The 21,694-nt window shown below is 59.9% G+C and carries 17 protein-coding genes; 15 read left to right on the top strand and 2 right to left on the bottom strand.

Annotated features, from left to right (window positions below; genetic code table 11):
- Positions 1-53: 53 nt before the first annotated feature.
- The 13 genes from I4V53_RS07145 (at position 54) to I4V53_RS07085 (ending at position 17,216) form a co-directional block, all read left to right on the top strand.
- A complete protein-coding gene (locus I4V53_RS07145; protein ID WP_195984940.1) occupies positions 54-4,484 on the top strand; it encodes a leucine-rich repeat domain-containing protein in 4,431 nt (1,476 codons plus the stop codon).
- A 529-nt stretch (positions 4,485-5,013) separates the two neighbouring features.
- Positions 5,014-5,520, top strand: a complete 507-nt coding sequence (gene rimP / locus I4V53_RS07140) for a ribosome maturation factor RimP (protein ID WP_353616492.1) — start codon at positions 5,014-5,016, stop codon at positions 5,518-5,520.
- Complete coding sequence (nusA, locus tag I4V53_RS07135; protein WP_195984936.1) at positions 5,517-6,629, top strand: transcription termination factor NusA; 1,113 nt, start codon at positions 5,517-5,519, stop codon at positions 6,627-6,629. Before rimP ends, nusA begins: the two co-directional genes overlap by 4 nt.
- A 74-nt stretch (positions 6,630-6,703) precedes the next feature.
- The gene (gene rnpM / locus I4V53_RS07130; RefSeq protein ID WP_050696541.1) at positions 6,704-6,967 is read left to right on the top strand and encodes an RNase P modulator RnpM; all 264 of its coding nucleotides are present in this window, start codon (positions 6,704-6,706) and stop codon (positions 6,965-6,967) included.
- Positions 6,964-7,296, top strand: coding sequence for a L7Ae/L30e/S12e/Gadd45 family ribosomal protein (locus I4V53_RS07125; protein ID WP_195984934.1), 333 nt, complete (start codon positions 6,964-6,966; stop codon positions 7,294-7,296). Before rnpM ends, I4V53_RS07125 begins: the two co-directional genes overlap by 4 nt.
- 20 nt (positions 7,297-7,316) lie before the next feature.
- Positions 7,317-9,854 carry a translation initiation factor IF-2 gene (gene infB, locus I4V53_RS07120; protein ID WP_195984933.1) on the top strand — a complete coding sequence of 846 codons (2,538 nt, stop codon included), beginning with the start codon at positions 7,317-7,319 and terminating at the stop codon, positions 9,852-9,854.
- 60 nt (positions 9,855-9,914) lie between these two features.
- Complete coding sequence (gene rbfA / locus I4V53_RS07115; protein WP_195984931.1) at positions 9,915-10,286, top strand: 30S ribosome-binding factor RbfA; 372 nt, start codon at positions 9,915-9,917, stop codon at positions 10,284-10,286.
- A gap of 170 nt (positions 10,287-10,456) precedes the next feature.
- Positions 10,457-11,428: a DHH family phosphoesterase gene (locus I4V53_RS07110; RefSeq protein WP_195984929.1), complete on the top strand. Its 972-nt coding sequence runs from the start codon at positions 10,457-10,459 to the stop codon at positions 11,426-11,428.
- Positions 11,425-12,327, top strand: a complete 903-nt coding sequence (gene truB / locus I4V53_RS07105; protein WP_195984927.1) for a tRNA pseudouridine(55) synthase TruB — start codon at positions 11,425-11,427, stop codon at positions 12,325-12,327. Before I4V53_RS07110 ends, truB begins: the two co-directional genes overlap by 4 nt.
- 104 nt (positions 12,328-12,431) lie before the next feature.
- Entirely contained in the window at positions 12,432-13,352 is a 921-nt protein-coding gene (gene ribF, locus I4V53_RS07100) for a riboflavin biosynthesis protein RibF (RefSeq protein WP_195984925.1), read from the top strand.
- A gap of 192 nt (positions 13,353-13,544) precedes the next feature.
- Positions 13,545-13,808, top strand: coding sequence for a 30S ribosomal protein S15 (rpsO, locus tag I4V53_RS07095; RefSeq protein ID WP_050699387.1), 264 nt, complete (start codon positions 13,545-13,547; stop codon positions 13,806-13,808).
- Between the two features lie 176 nt (positions 13,809-13,984).
- Positions 13,985-16,228 (top strand): polyribonucleotide nucleotidyltransferase, encoded by a 2,244-nt coding sequence (locus I4V53_RS07090; RefSeq protein WP_195984923.1) that lies wholly within the window; start codon positions 13,985-13,987, stop codon positions 16,226-16,228.
- A gap of 313 nt (positions 16,229-16,541) precedes the next feature.
- Positions 16,542-17,216, top strand: coding sequence for a hypothetical protein (locus I4V53_RS07085; RefSeq protein WP_195984920.1), 675 nt, complete (start codon positions 16,542-16,544; stop codon positions 17,214-17,216).
- Positions 17,217-17,386: 170 nt separating this feature from the next.
- On the opposite strand, the gene I4V53_RS07080 is transcribed toward I4V53_RS07085, so the two are convergent.
- Positions 17,387-17,902 carry a helix-turn-helix domain-containing protein gene (locus tag I4V53_RS07080; protein WP_195984918.1) on the bottom strand — a complete coding sequence of 172 codons (516 nt, stop codon included), beginning with the start codon at positions 17,900-17,902 and terminating at the stop codon, positions 17,387-17,389.
- 383 nt (positions 17,903-18,285) lie between these two features.
- On the opposite strand from I4V53_RS07080, the gene I4V53_RS07075 reads away from it, so the two are divergent.
- The gene (locus tag I4V53_RS07075) at positions 18,286-19,275 is read left to right on the top strand and encodes a TasA family protein (protein ID WP_195984916.1); all 990 of its coding nucleotides are present in this window, start codon (positions 18,286-18,288) and stop codon (positions 19,273-19,275) included.
- Positions 19,276-19,453: 178 nt separating this feature from the next.
- Positions 19,454-20,224, top strand: a complete 771-nt coding sequence (locus tag I4V53_RS07070; RefSeq protein ID WP_195984914.1) for an EFR1 family ferrodoxin — start codon at positions 19,454-19,456, stop codon at positions 20,222-20,224.
- A gap of 142 nt (positions 20,225-20,366) precedes the next feature.
- Here I4V53_RS07070 and I4V53_RS07065 read toward each other — a convergent pair whose 3' ends face one another.
- Positions 20,367-21,668: a cation:proton antiporter gene (locus I4V53_RS07065; RefSeq protein WP_195984912.1), complete on the bottom strand. Its 1,302-nt coding sequence runs from the start codon at positions 21,666-21,668 to the stop codon at positions 20,367-20,369.
- Positions 21,669-21,694: the final 26 nt, after the last annotated feature.

Genomic DNA, 21,694 nt, shown 5'->3' with positions numbered 1-21,694 from the left:
AGGTAATATATTATGATCGAAGTAGAAGAAAATTTATGAAAAGGAGTGATTTCATGTTCAAAAAGTATCTGTCTTTGCTGCTCTGTCTGGCCATGGTATTTTCCTGTGTGAGCTTTTCCGCGCAGGCGGCGCGCGGGCAGGACGACCCCGGACCGGAAATTGCCTGCTCTGAGGAAGGCATTCCGGATGCAAACCTTTATGCGGCGCTCTGTAACGCGGCGGGGACCGAAACGCTGCATGAAAACGACCTTGCGCAGGTAACGGAACTGGACCTGCGCAGGAATGAGATCGCCTCCCTTGCGGGCTTCCAGCTGTTAAATCTGGAAAACCTGCAAACGCTCGACCTGAGCCGCAACAGCCTGACTGCCATTGCGGCGGAATCGCTGTCCGCGCTTCCGGTTCTGATGCATCTCAATTTGGAAAACAACGGTTTCACGGACCTTTCCGCAATTGAAATTGCTTCGGACACACTGGAAGTTCTGGACCTTTCCAACGAAGCGTTTACGGAGCTGCCGGAGGGGGCGCTTCAAACGTTGGATCTGCCCGCCCTGCGGGAGCTGTACTTCTATGAAAACGACATCGCGGACATCGCGCCCGGCGCGTTTGAGGGCGCGCCGCCAAGTCTGGAATGGCTCGACCTGTCGTACAACGGTCTTTCCCAGACGCCTGTGGGGGCGTTTGAGGGGTTGTCCCAGCTCACAACGCTCGATTTGGAGTACAACGAGGTTGAAGTTTTCAGCGAAATGCACTTTGACGGTCTGGACAGTCTGGAAAACCTGCTCTTCAGCTGGAACAATCTGGAGGCGCTGGAGCCCGGCAACTTTGACCGCGAAGGCTTGCGCAATCTGAAGCACGTCGATTTCCGGCGCAACGCCATCGACAACGTGCCCACCGGAACCTTTGCGGGCGCGGACAGCATCCGTTCCATCGATTTCACCAGCAATGTGCTGGAAAACTGGACCTATGTGGACGAGGACACGCCCTACGTCGATCTTACCGGCCTGGACAATCTGGAGACGCTCGACCTGAACGACACCTGGATCAAGGCGCTTCCGGCGGACGCGTTTGCAGCCATGCCGAAGCTTAAAACCCTGATCGTTTCCACCACCTATCTGGAGTCCATTGTACCCGGGACGTTCCGCAGCCTTTCTCAGCTGGAGACGCTCGACCTCAGCGGGAACCGTGTCACCGGTATTCCGGATGGCGCGTTTGAAGGATTGGGTGAAGCCCTGACCACCCTTTCACTCTGGAACAACCGTATCGAAACCATTGGAGAAACGGCGTTTGCCGGATTGACCGGGGTACAGCGGCTGAATTTGAGCAACAACAAACTTGCCGCACTGCCGGACCTGACCGGCCTGACCGCGCTCGACACGGAGGAGGGCGAAAATAACTGGATCACAAATTTCCGGGGAAATTACCTGCTCAGCACGGAGCTGGCGGACAAGCTGCCCGCACAGCTCACGGAGGACGCGGATTGGCTGCTGAACCAGGCGGACGGCCAGCAATATACCGTTGTCTCGGTGGAACAGCCGGGCGACGTCAGCGTGGAAAAGGGCGACGTGCTCTTCTTCCTGCATCTGCCGAATCAGCTGACCGCGACGATGGAGGACGGCGGTACGTATCCGGTCACCGTCTTCTGGGACAGCAGTCCCGTGGACATCAACACCTACGGCGTCTATCCGATTACCGGCAAGGCGCCCGGATACAGTCAGCCGGTACATATCAATGTGATCGTCGCGCGCCCGCCGCGCACGGACCCGATTCCCAGCTCCGCCTTTACCGTCTCCGCCAATTCGGTCGACCGCGATCAGGTGGCGATTGAAAACGCCTTTGACGGGAATAACGACACCCGCTGGCACACTAAAATCAGCGAGCCGAACAGCTATCCCTATATTGTGGAAATTCATTTCAACGAAACGCATACCATCAACGAGGTGCAGTACGTCCCGCGTCAGGACGAAACGGACAACGGGACCATCCAGCAGATGGCGGTCTACGCGGGCGCGGACGCCGCATCCGCCGTCAAGGTGGGCGATTACACGCTCGTGAACGATAAAACCACCAAGGTCATGAATTTTGAGGCCGTCGAAGCGGACTATGTGAAATTTGAGATTACACAGGGCGTCGGCGGATGGGCCAGCGCCTCGGAATTCCGCCTGTATGACGCGTCCGCGCCGCTCAGCCGGACGGAAATCGATTCCGTCGCGGCCAGCTCCACACAGCCGAACAACAATACCGACATTGAAAACGCGTTTGACAACAACAATGACACCAAATGGCACAGCAAATGGGACGAGGTCAACCAGTATCCCGTAACCGTAGAGGCCACGCTCAAAAATCCGCATGTGCTGCACAAGGTGCAGTATGTGCCGCGCCAGGACAGCCAGACGAACGGCATCATCACCAGCCTGTCGGTCTATGTCGGCGCGGACGCCGAAAGCGCCGTCAAGGTGGGCGATTATACGCTCGCCGGCAATACGGAAGTAAAGTGGCTGGAATTTGAGCCGACGGCGGGCAGCTATATCCGCTTTGAAATCCACGCGGGCATGGCCGGGTTTGCCAGCGCTTCGGAATTCCGCCTGTATGAGACATACGAGGAGCCGCAGCCGGAAGCCCATGCCGTGACTGTCGCGGACGTCGTCGGCGGCAGCGCCGCCGTGACAGCCGACAGGCAAAGCGCGGCGGCGGGCGAGACCGTCACGGTGCGCATCGCGGACGTCGAAGCGGGTAAGCGATTCCAGAGCATTGCGGTCGCAGCCGCGGGCGGTGCTTCCGTAGAGGTGACGGAGGTCGCCGCGGGTGAAGCCTATACGTTCACGATGCCGGCCTCCGCTGTTACAGTCACCGTGACGCTGTCCGTTCCGGTGGACAAATCCGGTCTGGAAGAATTGTTCGAGCTCTGCGACGTTGCGGATGAGGAGGATTTCACACCTGCTACCTGGGCGGATATGGTCAAGGCCTGGGATGAGGCGAAGCTCGTCTATGAGAATTCCAACGCCACACAGGAACAGATCAACAACGCATACGGTGCATTGCACAGCGCGCTGGAAAACCTGAAAATACGCGCCAATACCGACGAATTACAACTGACCGTAGCCGAGGCGGCGGCAGTCAGAGAGGCGATCGACCGGTATACTTCTGCGGGCAAAGCGGAATTCCTCCGTGCGCTGGATGAAGCGGAAAAGGTTCTTGCGGACGGGGAAGCGGCGCAGCTGCAGGTCAACAACGCGCAAGCAGCGCTGCAGCGGACCATGGCAGCCCTTGTCCTCAAGGGGGATAAAAAACCGCTGGCAGAGATGATCGCGGGCACAGCCGGTCTGGATGCATCCGCCTATACAGCGGAGAGCTGGGCCGGTCTGCAAAGCGCGCTGGTGGCGGCGAACCGCGTGATGGAGAACGAAGACGCAACTGAAAAAGACGTGCAGAACGCGCAGAAGGATCTGGCGCAGGCGCTGGCCGCGCTGGAACCGGTGGAACCGCCCACACATCCGGAACTGGATGCGCTCGTCAAAGCCGCCCTCCTGCTGAGAGAGGAAAACTATACCGCGCCGAGCTGGAGCGTGTTCCGTGCGGCGCTGACTGTGGCGCAGACCATTCTGGAGGACCCGGACGCGACGGACGCAGAACTCGACAGCGCCTATAACGTCCTGTCGTATGCGATGCGCAGGCTGGTCGATACGGCGGACACCTCAACCCTGCGCCGTTTTGTTGAGAAAGCGGAGGAGCTGGCGCCAAAGCTTGCGGAGCAGTATATCCCCGAGGGACAGGCATCATTCCTGAAAGCGCTGGACGACGCAAAGCTTCTTCTGGAAAATAAGAACGCCACGCAGAACGAAACGGACGCGATGGCGGCTCGCCTGCTGGAAACCATGCTGGCTCTGCGCGTGAAGCCCGATAAGGCGCTGCTGGAAAAATTGCTCGCGGAGGGCGAACAGCTCGACCTGAGCGGGTATACCGCGCCGAGCGCCGCCATGTACCGCGCGGCTTTGCGGCTGGCGCGCACGGTCTATGAAAACCCGAACGCCACACAGGAGGACGTGCAGAGTGCCTGCACCCAGATGCGGAACGCCCGTACCCTGCTGGTGAAGGACCCCGGCGCAACGCCGGAACTGCCAGCGTCCAAGGGCAAAAAGCAGACGAGCCGGATGCCTGCGCGGAATACCTACGGCAAAGAAGGCTACGCGGTGGTGTCTGCCGCGCAGAGCGTGCTTGCTCCCGCAGTTGTCCGCTGCGATACCACTGCGGACTTCACGCTGCGGCACGGCGGCAGCTATTGCTTTAAAGTGACCGCGGCAGACGGCGTGGTTCCGCAGTTTACCGTTGGCAACGGCAGCGTGCTCAAGACGCAGTTTGTCAGACAGGCCGGCAGCGATTACTATTATACTGTCTACGCGGTCGGCAAGGCGGGCGAAAGCACCGGCGTTTATATCGCGGCGGCCAACAGCGCGCCGCAAAAGCAGTGCGTCGTAACGATCGGTTAAAAACAGCGCCGCGCACAGAGGCTTGACGATCCAATTTAAAACATTCGGGCGCGGCATTGAAATTTATCCATGCCGCGCCCGTTAAGCGAAAAGGAAGTTCTGCTATACCATTCCAATGGACAGCAGGGTAAATTTGCGCAATTGCGTGAAATAAAGCCTTTGCAAAGAGATTTTCTTTTAAAAGGCAGGAAACCGGGTTATACTACTTCTATAGAGTCCTTCTTTCCTGCCGCGCGGGAATATGTACCGCGCGGCAACCGCAAAGCCCCGAAAAGTTGTCCGTTTCATCCCACCCTTGCATGGATGCGACTTTATTTGGGTGTGGGGCGGACCGCAGATCCCCGGGAGATGGTTCTTTCCGTCCCGCCCCTGCTCGAATGCGATTTTATTTGGGCGTGGGGCGGGCCGTGCGGACCGCAGGTCCCGACTGAAAGTCTTGCTTTTTGGGGAGAGGTGTGGTACAATAACAAAAGTAATATTATGAAGGATGAAAGAGTGGGGCAACCCACTCTTTTGTTTGCATTATGAGGTGAAATCATTGGCAGCAAAAAAGAAAGGCGGCAATACGGTCGCCCTGGTGCGGCAGCTTGCGGAACCCATCGCCCGGGACCTGGGCCTGATGGTCTGGGACGTCCGGTTTGTCAAAGAAGGGGCGGACTGGTTCCTGCGCATATTCATCGATAAGCCGGAGGGCGTCGGCATTGAGGACTGCGAGGCGATGAGCCGCGCCATCAACGGTCCCCTGGATGAGCTGGATCCGATCGAGCAGGCGTACTGCCTGGAGGTCTGCTCGCCCGGTATCGACCGGGACCTCACGCGCGACGAGCACTTTGCCGCCTATCTGGGCGCCGCCGTGCATGTCAGGCTGATCCGTCCGGGCGAGGACGGCAAACGGGAGCTGACCGCCGTTTTGGCGGATTACAAAGACAGCACGATGCTTCTGCGGACGGCTGAGGGAGAAGAACGTGCGATTCCGCGCAGGGACGCGTCCAGCGTCCGCCTGGCGGAAGACGATTTTGGAGGGATTGAGGAATGAACAGCGAAGTTTTTGAAGCGTTGGGCCTGCTGGAACGGGAGCGCGGCATCCCGGTCGACTTTATGGTGGACCGGATCAAAAAGGCCATCGTAACCGCATGCAAGAACAGCTACGGCAACGAGGATACCATCATCAATATGGAGCCGGGTAAAGGCGCGTTTGAGGTGTTCCTGCGCAAGACCGTGGTGGAAGAGCTGACAGATCCCGGCAGGGAAATCCTGCTGGAAAAGGCCCGCGAGATCGACCCCTCCGCGGCGGTGGACAGCATCGTCAATGTCCCGCTCAACACCAAGGAGTTCGGACGTATTGCGGCGCAGACGGCCCGCAATATCATCCGCCAGGGCATCCGCGACGGCGAGCGCGGCCAGATGATGCAGGAATTCCAGAGCAAGCACCAGGAGCTGGTCTCCGCGCTGGTGGAACGCATCGACCCTCGCACCGGCGCCGCCACACTGAAAATCGGCAAAGCCGAGGCGGTCCTGCCGAAGAACGAGCAGGTCGGCAACGAGGAGCTGAAAGAGGGCGACCATATCAAGGTCTATGTAGCGGACGTGCGCGAAACGGAAAAAGGCCCGCGCGCCATGATCAGCCGCACGCATCCGGATCTGGTCAAGCGTTTGTTTGAAACGGAAGTGCCGGAGATTTACGACGGCACCGTTGAGATAAAAGCGGTTTCCCGCGAGGCGGGTTCCCGCACCAAGCTGGCGGTCGTCAGCCACAACCCGGACGTCGACGCGGTCGGCGCCTGTATCGGCACGCGCGGCGCGCGCGTCTCCAGCATCGTCAACGAGCTGGGCGGCGAAAAGATCGACATCGTGGAGTACAGCGACGACCCGGCGCAGTTCATCGCGTCGGCGCTCTCCCCGGCAAACGTCCTCACCGTCACCGTGGCGGAGGACGGCTCCCACGCCTGCCGCGTGAGCGTACCGGACGGACAGCTCTCTCTGGCCATCGGCAACAAGGGCCAGAACGCCCGCCTGGCCGCGAAGCTGACCGGCTGGAAGATCGACATCAAGCCGGAAAGCGGCTTCTACGGCGAAGAGGAAGCTGCCCCCGCGCAGGAAACGCCGGAACCGGCGGAAGAACCGCAGGAAGAAACCGAGGGATAACACAGCGCGGCAATCACCGTGTTGTTTTCATATAGCAGGCCAGAAAAACACAGTCGGGAAAGGTGGTGTGTGCCATGCATCAAAAGCGCGTTCCCCTGCGCATGTGCGCGGGATGCGGGGAAAGCAAACCGAAGAAGGAACTGGTCCGGGTGGTCCGGTCGCCGGAAGGGGAAATCTCCCTGGACCTGACGGGTAAGAAGCCCGGGCGCGGCGCGTATGTTTGCAAAAGCGCGGACTGCCTCCGGGCGGCGCGAAAGGCAAGGCGTTTTGAACGAGCCTTCTCCTGTCAGATTCCCGCAGAGGTCTTTGACCGTATGGAGGAGGAGATCGGAAAATGAATGGCGAAAACAAACAGCTTCTGAACCTGATGGGACTCGCGCGAAGGGCGGGAAGGCTCTCTCTGGGGAGCGACCCGGTGATCGAGTCCCTGCGCAAAGGGCAGGCCCGGCTGGTGATCCTGGCGGCGGATTTTTCCCCCCGTTCCGCCGGCGGCGTGCGGTTTGCAGCGGAAGAGGCTGGGGTGGACGTCGTGCAGACGGCGGCCATCATGGACGAAATCAGCATGGCTCTAGGAAAGCGAACCGGAGTTCTTGCGGTGAATGACGCAGGGTTCGCGAAAAAACTGCACGAGCTGTGCAAAGCCGGAATCGGCGCGCAGACACGGTGAAATGAGGAGGAATTCATTATATGATGATTAAATATCGCGTTCACGAGGTGGCAAAGGACCTGGGAGAACCCAACAAAGAAGTCATTGACACCTTACAGAAATATACGGGCGAGACCAAAAAACACATGACGGCCCTGACGGAAAACGAGCTGGACCTCGTGTTTGAAAACTTTACACAGAAGAACAAGGTGGAGAACCTGGACGAATATTTTGCGGACAACAAGCAGAAGGAAACGCCCGCGCCCCAGCCTGCCCCGCAGGCACAGCAGCCGAAGCCGCAGGCAGCGCCCGCACCCGCGCCGCAGAACGCGGGCGGCCAGCCGGGCGCGGCCCCGCGCCGTCCGGCGGTGAAGCCGGGCAAGATCACACCGGTGCGTCCCGCGCCGCCCGCCCCGCAGGGCCAGCAGCCGGCAAACGGCCAGCCGGGTACGGCGCCGCGCCGTCCGGCGGTGAAGCCGGGCAAGATCACGCCGGTGCGCCCCGCGCCGAATCAGCAGCAGGCGCAGCAGCAGAGAAAGGCCACGCCGATCCCGCCGAACCGCCCCATGCAGACCGGCGCGCCAAACACCACCAACGTCAAGCGCGGCGAGGGCCGCGTGGTGGATACCCGCGCCTCGCATGTGGAGCTGGATAAATACAACGAGAAATACGACCGCCTGGCCTCCGAAAAGGTCAAGACGGAGAACATCGTGCAGAAGCAGAAGATCACGCAGCGCAGCAGCCAGTACCGCGGCAGGCCGCGCAACGCCCGCCGTGAGACAGAGGCCGAGCGCCTGCGCCGCATCGCGATGGAGCGCAAGGCGAAGCCGCTGACCGTCTCCATTCCCGAGGAAATCACCGTCGGCGAGCTGGCGTCCCGGTTAAAGGCGACCGTTGCGGAGGTCATTAAAAAGCTGATGACGAACGGCATATTTGCCGCCGTCAACGATACCGTCGATTTCGACACCGCTTCCCTGATCGCGCTGGAATTCCACGCGAAGGTGGAAAAGGAAGTCGTCGTCACCATCGAGGAGCGCATCATCGACGACAGTGAGGACAATGACGAAAACCTTGTGCCGCGCGCGCCGGTCGTGGTCGTCATGGGCCACGTCGACCACGGCAAGACCTCTTTGCTGGACGCCATCCGCCATGCGAACGTCACGGAATCCGAGGCGGGCGGCATCACCCAGCATATCGGCGCATACCGCGTCAAGATCGACGACCGCGACATCACGTTCCTGGATACCCCCGGCCATGCGGCGTTTACCACCATGCGCGCCAGAGGCGCGCAGGTGACGGATATCGCCGTGCTGGTCGTTGCGGCGGACGACGGCATCATGCCACAGACGATCGAGGCGATCCACCACGCGAAGGCGGCGGGCGTTTCCATCATCGTTGCGATCAATAAAATGGATAAACCCGGCGCGAACCCGGAGCACGTGCTCCAGCAGCTCACCGAGCACGAGCTGGTGCCGGAGGCCTGGGGCGGCGAGACGCCCTGTATCCCCGTTTCCGCCAAGAAGCGGGAGGGGATCGACGACCTGCTTGAGATGATCGCGCTGGTCGCCGATATGAAGGAGCTCAAGGCCAACCCGGACCGCGCCGCGAAGGGCACGGTCGTTGAGGCGAGGCTGGATAAAGGCCGCGGCCCGATCGCGACCATTCTGGTGCAGAACGGCACGCTTCGCACCGGCGACATCGTGGTTGCGGGTACGGCGGTCGGCCGTGTGCGCGCCATGACCGATGAAAACGGCCGCCGCATTGAAGAGGCGGGCCCGTCCGTCCCGGTGGAAATCACAGGCCTGGACGACGTGCCGGCGGGCGGCGACATCATGAACGCCGTCTCCGACGAGCGCCTGGCCAGGGAGCTGGTTGAACAGCGCCGCACCCAGCAGAAGGAAGAGATGTTCAATTCGCAGACGAAGGTCACGCTGGATAACCTCTTCGACCAGATGCAGCAGGGCGAGATGAAGGAACTGCAGATCATCGTCAAGGCCGACGTGCAGGGCTCCGTTGAGGCGGTCCGCCAGTCGCTGGAGAAGCTCTCCAACGAGGAAGTGCGCGTCAAGGTCATCCACGGCGGCGTGGGCGCGATCAACGAGTCCGACGTCATGCTGGCGAACGCCTCCAATGCGATTATCGTCGGCTTTAACGTCCGTCCGGAACCGCTCGCGGAGGACAACGTGAAGCGCAGCGGCGTCGATATGCGCCTGTACCGCATCATTTACGACTGCATCGAGGAGATGGAGTCCGCGATGAAGGGAATGCTTGCGCCGAAGTTCCGCGAAGTCCTGCTGGGCCGCGCGGAGTGCCGCCAGGTCTACAAGATCACCAACGTCGGCATGGTTGTCGGCGGCCACGTCACCAGCGGCAAGATCACCCGCAGCGCGGAGATCCGCGTGGTGCGCGACGGCATCGTCATCGCGGAAGACAAGATGGCTTCCCTCAAGCGCTTTAAGGACGACGCCAAGGAGGTCGCGGAGGGCTACGACTGCGGCATTACGCTCGAAAAATTCAACGACGTCAAGGAAGGCGACGTATTGGAAGCCTTCATTATGGAAGAATACAAGGAGGACTGACCGGGAGCGCTTCCCGGCCGTCCATCAGCCGGGCAATGCCCGGCGCGGAGGTGAATGGATATGCCAAGCCATAGAATGGGACGGACCTCGGAGGATATCCGCCGGGAACTGACCGCGATCTTCCGGGAGCTGAAGGACCCGCGCGTACAGGGGCTGATCAGCATCGTGCGCGTGGACGTCACCAGCGACCTCTCGTACTGTACGGTTTTTGTCAGCGCGATGGAAGGGCTGGACCGCGCCAAAGAAGCGGTTTCCGGTTTGAAATCGGCCTCCGGCTTTGTCCGCCGCGAGCTGGGGAACCGGCTCCGTCTGCGGCATGTGCCGGAGCTGCAGTTCCGGGCGACGGATTCCATCGAATACAGCGCCAACATCTCCAAACTGCTCAACGATCTGGAGACGAAGGAAGAGGCGCGGACAGAACCAGACGAATGACCAAAGCCTCGGGCGGAGACGCGCGGGGGCGCGGAATGCGTCCCCGGACGGGAGTGACACTCCCGCATGGAACGCGGCGGCGTCCCATGCGCGTCCCCGCCCGGGGTTTTTACATGCAATAACCGGAACCGCCGGGACAAGTCCCGGCGCGGAAAGAGGAGGAAATAACGATGATCACGCTGGACGACGCGGCGGAATTCCTCCGCGAATCGGACGACATCGTGCTATTAAGCCACCAGTTCCCGGACGGGGATACCTTCGGCTCCGCGGCGGCCCTGTGCATGGCGCTGCAGAGCATGGGCAAGCGCGTCATGACGCGCTGCCGCCATGAAATCAGTGAAAAATACGCTTCCATGTTCCGCGGCGTACAAAAGCAGGCGTTCACGCCGAAGACCGTGGTCGCGGTCGATGTGGCGGACATCGACCTGCTGGGCGACGAGCTGAAGGCGGAATACGAGGGCAGGGTGGACCTGTGCATTGACCACCACGCCTCCAACCGGCCCTTCGCGGAGCGGACCTTTGTGGACAGTACCGCCGCGTCGACAACGGAGATCATCTATGCGCTGATCACCAGGCTGGGCGCGAAGATCACAAAAGAGATCGCGGAGGCGATTTACACCGGCATCACGACCGATACCGGCTGTTTTAAATACCCGAACGCCACGCCGCGCACCTACCGTGTGGCGGCCTGCATGATGGAGACGGGCATCGACGCGGCGGACATCAACCGCCGCATGTTCGACACCAAAACCCGCGCCCGTCTGGAGATGGAGCGCATGGTGCTGGATTCCATCCAGTTCTATCACCAGGACCGCTGCGCCGTCGCGTACATTCTGCGCGATATGGTCTCCTCCAGCAAGGCGAACGAGGACGACCTGGAAGGCCTTGCGGCCATTCCGCGCCAGGTGGAGGGCGTGCTGGTCGGCATAACGATGCGCGAGAAAAAGAGCGGGGAATATAAAGTCTCCCTGCGCACGCAGGAGCCGGTCAACGCCGGAGAAATCTGCGCGCTGTTCGGCGGCGGCGGGCACGCGGGCGCGGCGGGCTGCACCCTGCCCGGCCCGGCGGAGCACGCGACAAAACAGATTGTCGATGCGGTTGGCGCGTACCTGGCGCGCATGCAGACGGGGGACCGCCTGTGAACGGCGTGCTGGTGATCGACAAGCCCGCGGATTACACCTCCTTTGACGTGGTCGCCGTGGTGCGGCGGCTGGCCGGGCGGGAAAAGACCGGCCATACCGGCACGCTGGACCCGATGGCGACGGGCGTGCTGCCCATTTTACTGGGCCGCGCGACGCGCGCGGCCTCCCTGCTGGAGGATACCAGCAAGGAATACGAAGCTTCATTCGCGCTGGGCTGTGTGACGGATACGCAGGATTCCACCGGTGCGGTTCTGGCGCGCAGCGAAAAACGCGCGGCGCGCGCGGCGCTGGAAGCGGTTCTGCCGCGGTTCCGGGGCGAGATTCTCCAGCTGCCGCCGATGTATTCCGCCGTGCGCAAGGACGGCAAAAAGCTGTACGAGCTGGCGCGGCAGGGGATGACCGTGGAGCGTGAAAAGCGCCCCGTTACGATTGAAACGCTGGTCTGCACCCGCTTTGACGAGGAGACGCAGACCGGCGCGCTGACGGTGCGCTGCTCCAAAGGCACGTATATCCGCACGCTTTGCGCGGACATCGGGGAGGCGCTCGGCACATACGGCGTGATGACCGCCCTTCGGCGCACCGCCGCCTGCGGCTTCACGCTGGCGGACGCCTGCCCGCTGGACGAGGCCCGCGCGCTGGCGGAGGCGGGGCGGCTGGAAGAGCGCGTCCTGCCGGTGGAACGGCTGTTTTTATCCCGGCCCGCCCTGCGGGTGTCGGAGGCGCAGGCCCGCCGGTTCGGGAACGGCGGCGGGCTGGACCTGGGCCGCACGGCGCTGGCGCGGAACGCGCCGGCGGACGGCGCGGTGTTCCGCGTCTGCACGCAGGAGGGCGCGTTTCTCGGACTGGGGCAGGCGGACGCGGCGGCGAACGAACTGAAGGTATTGAAATTGTTCTGTTAAAAGTCCCGGGATTTTGTCCCGTCTGTCCCGCCACAGCGCGGGTACGATTCAGGCAACATGAAAGGGCGGGCCGTGCTGACCGCAGGTCCAGCAAAGGATAATCTATGAAAGTATATCACGATTTAACCCCCGGGGCGGCGCGCGCGGCGGTCGCGCTGGGCTGCTTTGACGGCCTGCATCTGGGGCATCAAAAAGTAATCACCGCGGCGCGCGGCCCCGGCCTGACGCCGTCCGTGCTGACCTTTGCCGATCCGCTCGGCGAACTGGGCGGCAAGTCCGGCGGGCAGCTCGCAACCAAGCGGCAGAAGCTGCGGCTGTTTGAGTCGCTCGGCGTGGAGCAGGTGTATTCCCTGCGCTTTTCCGCGATCCGGAATCTGAGCCCGGAGCAGTTTGTGGATGAGGTGCTGGTCCGGGTCTGCCACGCGGAGAAAATCTGCTGCGGCTTCAACTTCACATTTGGATACAAAGGCGCGGGGACGGCGGAGACGCTGCAAACGCTCTGCGCGCCGCGCGGGATCGGCTGCGAGGTGGTTCCCGCCGTGGAAATCGCGGGCGAACCGGTCAGCTCCACGCGCATCCGCGCGTTGGTGGAGGCGGGAGAGATCGAACGGGCCAACCGGCTGCTGGGCCGCCCGTTCGGCTTTGACTTTGAGGTGGTGCGCGGGCGGCAGCTGGGCCGCACGCTGGGCACCCCGACGATCAACCAGGTCTTCACCCAGGGGTTCGTCCTACCGCGCTTCGGCGTGTACGCCTCGCTGGTCCGCCTGAACGACGGCGACTACTACGGTGTAACAAACGTGGGCGTCAAGCCGACGGTCGGCGCGGATGCGCCGCTCTCCGAAACGTGGATTCCGGAGTACCACGGCGAAGACCTCTACGGCGAGAATATCCAGGTGGAGCTGATCGGCTTCATCCGCCCGGAGGTCAGGTTCAGCGGGGTGGAGGAGTTACAGGAGAACATCCTGCGGGACGGCGGGACGGCGGAGCGCATGATGCGCACGTATCTGGCAAAACAGAATTCCTGAAAATTCCAGTTAGCGCGGGAAAAGGAACTTTACAAATGAAATTCCGCATGATATAATCATTTGGTATGGTACCCTATTCCCGGTTGCAGGGGCAACCCCGTCACGGGGACTCACCGGCCTGCTACTGTGAGTATGGGCGTATCTCAAAAAAGGGGCAAGCCCCCTACATTTTTTGAAAAGGTGGAAAAGCAAATGCTGAAAGAAGAAAAAACCGCAATTATCGAGCAGTATGCCACACATGAAGGCGATACCGGTTCTCCGGAAGTTCAGATCGCGGTGCTGACCAAGCGCATCAACGACCTGACCGAGCACCTCAAGGTGCACAAGAAGGACCATCACTCCCGCCGCGGCCTGCTCAAGATGGTTGGCCAGAGAAGAAGCCTGCTCAACTACCTGATGAAGGTGGACATTGAGCGTTATCGTTCCATCATCGCGAAGCTCGGCATCCGTAAATAAGAAATCGCTGGTTGGGCAGGCAGCTTCGCGCTGTCTGCCCTTCTGTGCGTTCAGATGGAGGCATGGGGGACCGGGACTTAGCCGTGAAACGAACGCCGCGCAAACGCGGGGCTGGTTTCATTGCTAAACCTGTTTCCTCCGCCCTCCCAACCAAACCGAAACAGGAGGAAAACAGCATGTTTGAAAACTTCAAGACCTTTACAACCGACTTTGCAGGCCGCCCGCTGGTCATCGAGACCGGCAAAATGGCGCAGCTTGCCAACGGCGCGTGCCTGGTCCGCTACGGCGAGACCGTGGTGCATGTGGCCGTAACCGCATCCGCCAAGCCCCGCGAGGGCGTGGACTTTTTCCCGCTCTCCGTCGACTTTGAGGAGAAGCTCTACTCCGTGGGCAAAATCCCCGGTTCCTTCCTCAAAAGGGAAGGCCGTCCCAGCGATAAGGCGATCCTGACCTCCCGCGTGATCGACCGCCCGATCCGCCCGCTGTTCCCGAAGGACATGCGCAACGACGTTTCCGTCGTCTGCACCGTGATGAGCGTGGACCACGACTGCATGCCGGAGATCGCTGCAATGGTCGGCACCTCCATCGCGCTGACCATCTCCGACATCCCGTGGAATGGCCCGATTTCCGGCGTTTCCGTCGGCATGGTGGACGGTGAATTTGTCATCAACCCGACCGCGGCGCAGCGTGAAAAGAGCCGCATGGCCGTCACCGTCGCGTCCACCGATTCCCGCATCGCCATGATCGAGGCGGGCGCGGACATCGTGACCGACGAGGAGATGTACAACGCCATCATGGCGGGCCACGAGGCCAACCAGAAGATCATCGAGTTTATCAAGGGCATCCAGGCGGAGATCGGCAAGGAGAAGTTCAGCTATCCGAGCAACGAGCCGGACGAAGAAATGCTCGCCGCCGTCAAGGAATTCGCGATGGAGGACGTCAAGCAGGCGCTGGATACCGACGATAAGAACGTCCGCGACGAGCGCCTGAAGCCCGTCTACGAGAAGGTCCATGAGAAGTTCGACGAGATTTATCCGGATCAGGCCGCAAAGATCGACGAGTGCATGTACCGCACCCAGAAATATGCGGTGCGCCGCTGGCTGCTGGACGAGCAGAAGCGCGTCGACGGCAGAAAGATGGACGACATGCGCCCGCTGGACGCACAGATCGACCTGCTGCCCCGCGTACATGGCTCCGGTATGTTCACCCGCGGCCAGACGCAGGTGCTCACTGTCGCCACACTCGGCTCGGTCAGCGACCAGCAGATGCTCGACGGCATCGATGAAGAGGAATTCAAACGGTATATCCATCAGTATAATTTTCCGTCCTATTCCGTGGGCGAGACAAAGCCCAGCCGCGGCCCCGGCCGCCGCGAGATCGGCCACGGCGCGCTGGCAGAGCGCGCACTGGTTCCGGTTATCCCGCCGGTTGAGGAGTTCCCGTATGCCTACCGTCTGGTGTCCGAGGTGCTTTCCTCCAACGGCTCCACCTCCCAGGCGTCCATCTGCGGCTCCACGCTGGCATTGATGGCCGCGGGCGTGCCGATCAAGGCGCCGGTTGCGGGTATCTCCTGCGGCCTGATCACCGAGGGCGAGCGCTGGATGACCATGGTTGACATCCAGGGCCTGGAGGACTTCTTCGGCGATATGGACTTTAAAGTCGCCGGTACAAAGGAAGGCATCACCGCCATTCAGATGGACCTGAAGATCAGCGGCCTGACTCCGGAAATGGTCAAGGAAGCGCTGGAGAAAACCCACAAGGCGCGCAACTACATCCTGGACGAGGTCATGGGCAAGTGCATCGCGGAGCCGCGCAAGGAGCTATCCCAGTACGCGCCGAAGATGATGGGCACCGTGATCCCGGTCGATAAGATCCGCGAGGTCATCGGTTCCGGCGGCAAGGTCATCCAGAAGATCTGCGCCGAGTGCAACGTCAAGATGGACGTCGAAGAGGACGGCCATGTATATATTTCCGGTCTGGATAAGGACAACTGCCAGCGCGCTCTGACGATTGTCGAGACCATTGTCAACGATCCGGAGCCGGGCGCATTCTATAACGGTAAAGTTACCCGCATCATGGACTTCGGTGCATTTGTGGAAATCGCGCCGGGCAAAGAGGGCCTGGTGCACATCTCCCGTCTGGACGTCAAGCGCACTGAAAAGGTCACCGATGTGGTCAATGTGGGCGACGAGGTCATGGTCAAGGTCCTGGAGATCGACGACAAGGGCCGCCTGAACCTCTCCCGCCGCGATGCGCTGATCGAGATCGAGGGCCTGGTGCCGGAGAACACCATCTCCGACGCGCCGCGCCGCCCGGAGCGCCGCGACGGCGGACGCTTTGGCCGCCGCGATGATCGCCGTGACGACCGTCCGCGCGCCAGCAACGGCTTTATCGCCAATACCAACAAGAAGCCGGAGTAAGAACCGTCGCAAATGGAACCGGCCTAATTGGATAGGACAAAGCGCCTTTGGAGGTTTTGTTTCCAAAGGCGCTTTTATTATGACGGTTGGGTCAGGATGGCGTATGTTCAGTATGAGATAGACAGAGGAACGATAAAGGCATATAATGATTTTAATAAAAGTATGTTAATTGCGAAGAAGGCGGTGGCTCCAATGGAGAAGGCAGAGATTTTATAGTGGTTGAACCCCTTGAAGAAGATAGAAGAACTTCCAGAACAGATCGTGACAAATACCAACGGAAGTGTCTTTATAAGAACTGGTAAGAGGCAGATCAATGAACAGAAGAAACGTACTTTTCGCGTATATCGCGCTTGCCCTTGTCGTATTTGGCATCAGCTGGCAGTTGCCCAGCGTGAACAAGATTCCTCTGACCCGGTCGTCGCAGGGCGTCACGGTCAGATATTTGAGGTCCTCCGTCCCCCTCCCCGCGTATCAGAGTGAGATGGCGTATTTAACAGAAGAAAAGGCATTCCAAAAATATGCCTCGCCCGCTTTTAAAGGGACAATCGTGCGTATCCGGGATATTGAGGTGGATTTTAACGGGGAAAAGGAATACTATTCCATTGCCAAAATCAGGGTAGACGAGCCTTTTACAGGGGATTTGGCGCAGGGGAAACAAATTACAGTGCTTCTTCCGCGGCCGATTTACCTGGATACCTGGGTGGAGGGAACAGAAGTGATCTCTGCCTTCCGGATAGGAATGAAAGGCATCTTTATTCCCAATATTCTGTATGACGAAGACGCGTCCTGGCATGAGAATGGAGAAACGCTCTATCTGTCGGAACTTGCGGATTGCTCCCTGGGCGGCGGGAACTACGGGGTGTTTTTGGAAACCCATAAGGGCCTGCTGTTTAATCAAAATACATATGCGACGCTGAGCCCCAAATGCACGTTGGCGCAGGCGGAGCTTTATGTAAAAGCGTGTTTAAACCGGTATGCGCAGCCGTAACACCGGCTGGAACCCTGAGTGGTCAGGGAATGGACGATAATTTTAATAAATTACCCGCAGCGCGCATTTTGCGTTGGCAGTATCAGAACGGCTCCCTCCGCCTTTGGCGGGGGAGCCGTTCGTATTTTATGCGTCCTTTCTGGAATACGGCGCCTTTCCGGTTGACGGGGTTAGGAGGTCTTCTTCTGCCGGAGTATGTAAACGCCCAGTAAAACCACGCCGATGATCCCGCAGACAACCGCGGCTGCATAAGCCTGAAAATAGTCGGCGGGCGCATAGGCATATTCTCCAACGGTGATGTACCGGTACAGCATGTATTCCAGGCTGACCAGTGCGCTGTCCATGATGGAGATTACAAAGAAAGCGATGATCCCGATGAGGAGAAAGATTGCGGCGCTCGCGGCTAAAAAGATCATCCTCCGGTTGCGGCTGTTCATCCGGACGATGTCTTCAATCGTCATTTTTTCAGAGTCCACCGGCGCGGGCTCGCCTTCCTCCCGGACCAGCTCGTCCATGGAGACGGCGAAAATCCGGCTGATCAGGACCACCTTGTCCAGATCCGGCATACAGGTTTCCAGCTCCCATTTTGAAATCGTCTGCCGGGATACGTCCAGCTTGTCCGCCAGCTGTTCCTGCGTCCACCCGGCGGCCTTGCGCAGCTTTTGAATTTTTTCTCCAATACCCATTTTTGCATCTTCCTCTCCTGTGTTTTGGTTGTATTATAGGGGAAATCGCCGCCATTTTCCAGCAACTTTCGTTGGCATTTGCGCCCGATTCACGCGCATTGCGGAATAGCAGGCGTTTTGCGTGCAAAAATACTCTGTTTTCGCTTCACAGCGGCAAAGAAGGCGAGGTTTTTATTGCATCAGGAAAACAGCTGGCTTAGCAGCCTTTGGAGGGAACGAAAACCCGGACGAAGCCGAAAAATCCCTGGAAGCGGGGAAAAGCAGCTTTTTTGTGTATATTTCGGAGGAAGACTTGTGTATACATATCCAAATACTGTATAATATAATGGAATAACGAACCAGAATGCGGTTGCATATCACAAGAGGAAGAAGCGTGAGGACAAATGGGCAGAACATCCAGACGGTTGCTTCTCTCGGCGTGTTCCCTTTTTATTGTGCTGGCCCTTGCGGCGGGCGGCACATTTGCGTGGCTTTCCGATACCGTGCGGGTGGATGCGGTGTTTGAAGCGGGAACGCTTGACCTGGTGCTCACGCCGGACGGAATGCAGGTGGGGCAGGGTTTGTATTTTTCCGGCCTGCGCCCGCTGACGCGGGAACAGCTGGAAGAATGCTGGGCGGAGCAGGGGAGCCAGCCGGCCGAAGGGGAAGCGTGCTATTTCCAGCCGGTTCAGCTTACCAGCGCGGGTTCGCTGGCAAGCTTTGTAACGCTGTCCATCGAGGAGCAGGAGGCGGACACGAGCGCCGGCGCGTCCCCGTACGGCGATCAGGTTCTGAACTTTGAGGACAACGGCGCGGGCGGGCTGACGCTCGGCGAGCCGGAGCGAGTGGACTGCCAGAATGCCCTGCGGGAAGACATTCGGATTTTGCTGTATACCTGCGAGGCGGACGGTTCCCTGAAGCCTGTGGAGCAGAACGGGCAGGCGGTCGCGCTCTGGGAAGAGGGACAAGCCATCAGCTATACGCTGCCGCAGGCGCTGGCGTCAGGGGAGACAAAGGAATATATCCTGGCGGCGCAGCTGCCGGAGACGACGGAGGACAAGCTCTTTGGGCAGCATTTCCACGCGAAGATTGTGGCGAATGCAATCCAGACGGACAGCAGCCCGGTGGAAACGGTCACGGTGCGGGACCTGCCGGTCAGTTATGTTTACAGGGATGCGGACGGTTCGGTGCTGTACCGCGCGGCGGCAAAGCGCACGCTGGCGAATCTTCTTCCCGGCGAGGTGTGGGTCCATCCGGATTTGCAGGAGTTTGACAGTGGCGCATATGCGCTGGCGGACCCGAAGGCGACGTACATCGTTGAAGCGGATGAAACCGGGGCGGCGGTTCTGCCGGACGGTGAAACGGAGCTTCTGTTTGAGCTGACAGAGAAATAACCGCGCAGCGGGATTGCCCGCTGCCAGATATCATTGGTCGTTTAAGGGTCGCCGGTATGCCGGCGGCCCTTGCTTTTTACAGATATTGACAGAGGGGGGATAATAGAGATAGAAGGACCGGCGGCAGGGAGAGAAACGCCGCCGTTTGTGAAAATCGAACAGGGAAGGAACTGAGGAAATGGACGGAACCGTTTACAGCGTGTATTTCAGCCCCGCGGGGACGACAAAGCAGGTGACGGAGCGCGCCGCCGCCGGATTTCCGGGAGAGAGAAGGGCGGTTGCGCTGCTGGAACAGCCGCTGAAAGAGGAACTGCGTCTGGGAGAAAACGATCTCCTCGTGGTGGGAATCCCGGTCTATGCGGGCCGCGTGCCCGCCGTGTGCGCAGAGCGGCTGCGAAAATGGAAGGGCAGCGGTACGCCCGCAGTCGCCCTCGCCGTGTACGGCAACCGCGATTATGACGACGCATTGCTGGAATTAAAGGACCTGTTGGAAGAAAACGGCTTTATTGTAATTGGCGCGGCGGCATTTGTCGCCCAGCATTCGATTTTCCCGCAGGTGGGGAAAGGCCGCCCGGACGCTTCGGATCTGGAAAAAATTGATACGTTTGCCGCGCAGTGCGCACGGAAGTGGGCGCAGGGAAGGGCGCATTGGGAGGCCCTCGCGGTCAGGGGAAACCGCCCGTATAAAACGCCGGGCGCGGTACCGGTCAAACCTTCGGCAAACGGCGATTGCAACGGGTGCGGCGCATGCGCGCGCATCTGTCCGGTGCAGGCGATTTCCCCGAAAAACCCGCGTAAAACGGATAAGGACAACTGTATTTCCTGCGCGGCGTGTATCCGTGTCTGCCCGCAGCACGCGCGGGACTTTCGCGGCCCGGTCTATAAGGCCGCTGCACTGGCATTTTATCAGAAGTGCGCGGCAAGAAGGGAACCGGAGTGGTTTATATGAGGAAGGGAGAAGGGGGAGCGCCAGCTGGCGCTCCCCCTTCTATGAATCTAAATTATTATGAAAATATGAGATCAAATGTTGTATTGCGGATTGTTTGTAAAAAACTGCGGCGGCAAAGCGTTCGCTTTGCCGCCGCAACGCGTTATCGACCGCGCAGGCTGGGGACTTCCGGATACATTTCAGAATTGGAACCCATGTTGTCGCCGGTGAGCACGCGGTAATTCTTTTCCAGCGGTTCCTCCGCGGGCGCGTCCGGCGGCGTGGAGTCCTTCTCCTTGCGGAACGCGATCTTCAACAGGATGGGCGCGATGATCGTCGTGACCACCACCATGATGATAACCGGGCCGAAAAATACGGAGGACATCAGCCCCAGCGCCGCGCCCTTGCTCGCGACAATCAGCGCGACCTCGCCGCGCGACACCATGCCAGCGCCGATCTGGATGCTTTCCCGGTTGCTGAATCTGCAGAGCTTCGCGCCCAATCCGCAGCCAATGATCTTGGTCAGCACGGCGACGACGACCAGCAGTACGGAGAACAGGATGATCGTGGCGGTCATGTCCGGAAGGGCCACCTTCAAGCCGATGCTGGCGAAGAAGACCGGGGAAAGGAAGGTGTACGACAGCGTTTCAAACCGGGCCGCGATATAGGAGCTGTGTTCCGTGTTGGAGATAATCAGTCCCGCGATGAACGCGCCGGTGATGTCCGCCACGCCGAAATAGCGCTCCGCGCAGAAGGACAGCACCAGGCAGAAAACAAACGCCAGAATCACAAAACGCCGCATGTCCCTGTTGTAGCGCGCCTGGTATTTTTTAAACAGGATATAGAAGAGGATGCCGGCGGCAATGGCGACCACAAAGAACAGTACCACCTTGAGCAGGACGATCCAGAGGTTCACCGTGGAGTCCGCCAGGCTGGTGACCACCGTCAATGCCACGATTCCCAGAATGTCGTCGATGATCGCCGCGCCCAGGATCGCGTTGCCCGCGCGGGTGTTCAATTTGCCCATCTCTTTGAGCGTCTCCACCGAGATGCTCACGGAAGTGGCGGTCAGGATGATGCCGATGAAGATATTCTGTAAAAAGAGGTTGGCGTCCGGCCCCGCAATGGAGGCGTTATTGAAGAAATGCGCCAGCAGGAAGCCGCCGCCCAGCGGGACGATCACGCCGATCAGCGCGATGATGAAGGAGGCTTTGCCCGTCCGTTTCAACTCTTTGATGTCGGTTTCCAGACCGGCGGCAAACATCAGGACGATCACGCCCACCTCGGACAGCTTGTTGATGAAGTCTGTTTCCTGTAAGATGTTGAGCATGGCCGGTCCCAGGATCAGGCCGGCGGCTAAAGCGCCCACCACCTGCGGCATTTTGAATTTTCGGGTCAGCAGCCCGAAGAATTTTGTGCTGAGGAGGATGAGAGCCAGGTCAAACAAAAAGCCGTATCCTTCCATCTTCTGCGCCTCTTTTCTGCAATGAT

The sequence above is a fragment of the Clostridium sp. D33t1_170424_F3 genome (genome assembly GCF_015667585.1).
GTDB lineage: Bacteria > Bacillota > Clostridia > Oscillospirales > Acutalibacteraceae > Anaeromassilibacillus.
Note: the sequence above shows the minus strand (reverse complement) of the source record. Positions and strands in the feature narration are given on the sequence as shown.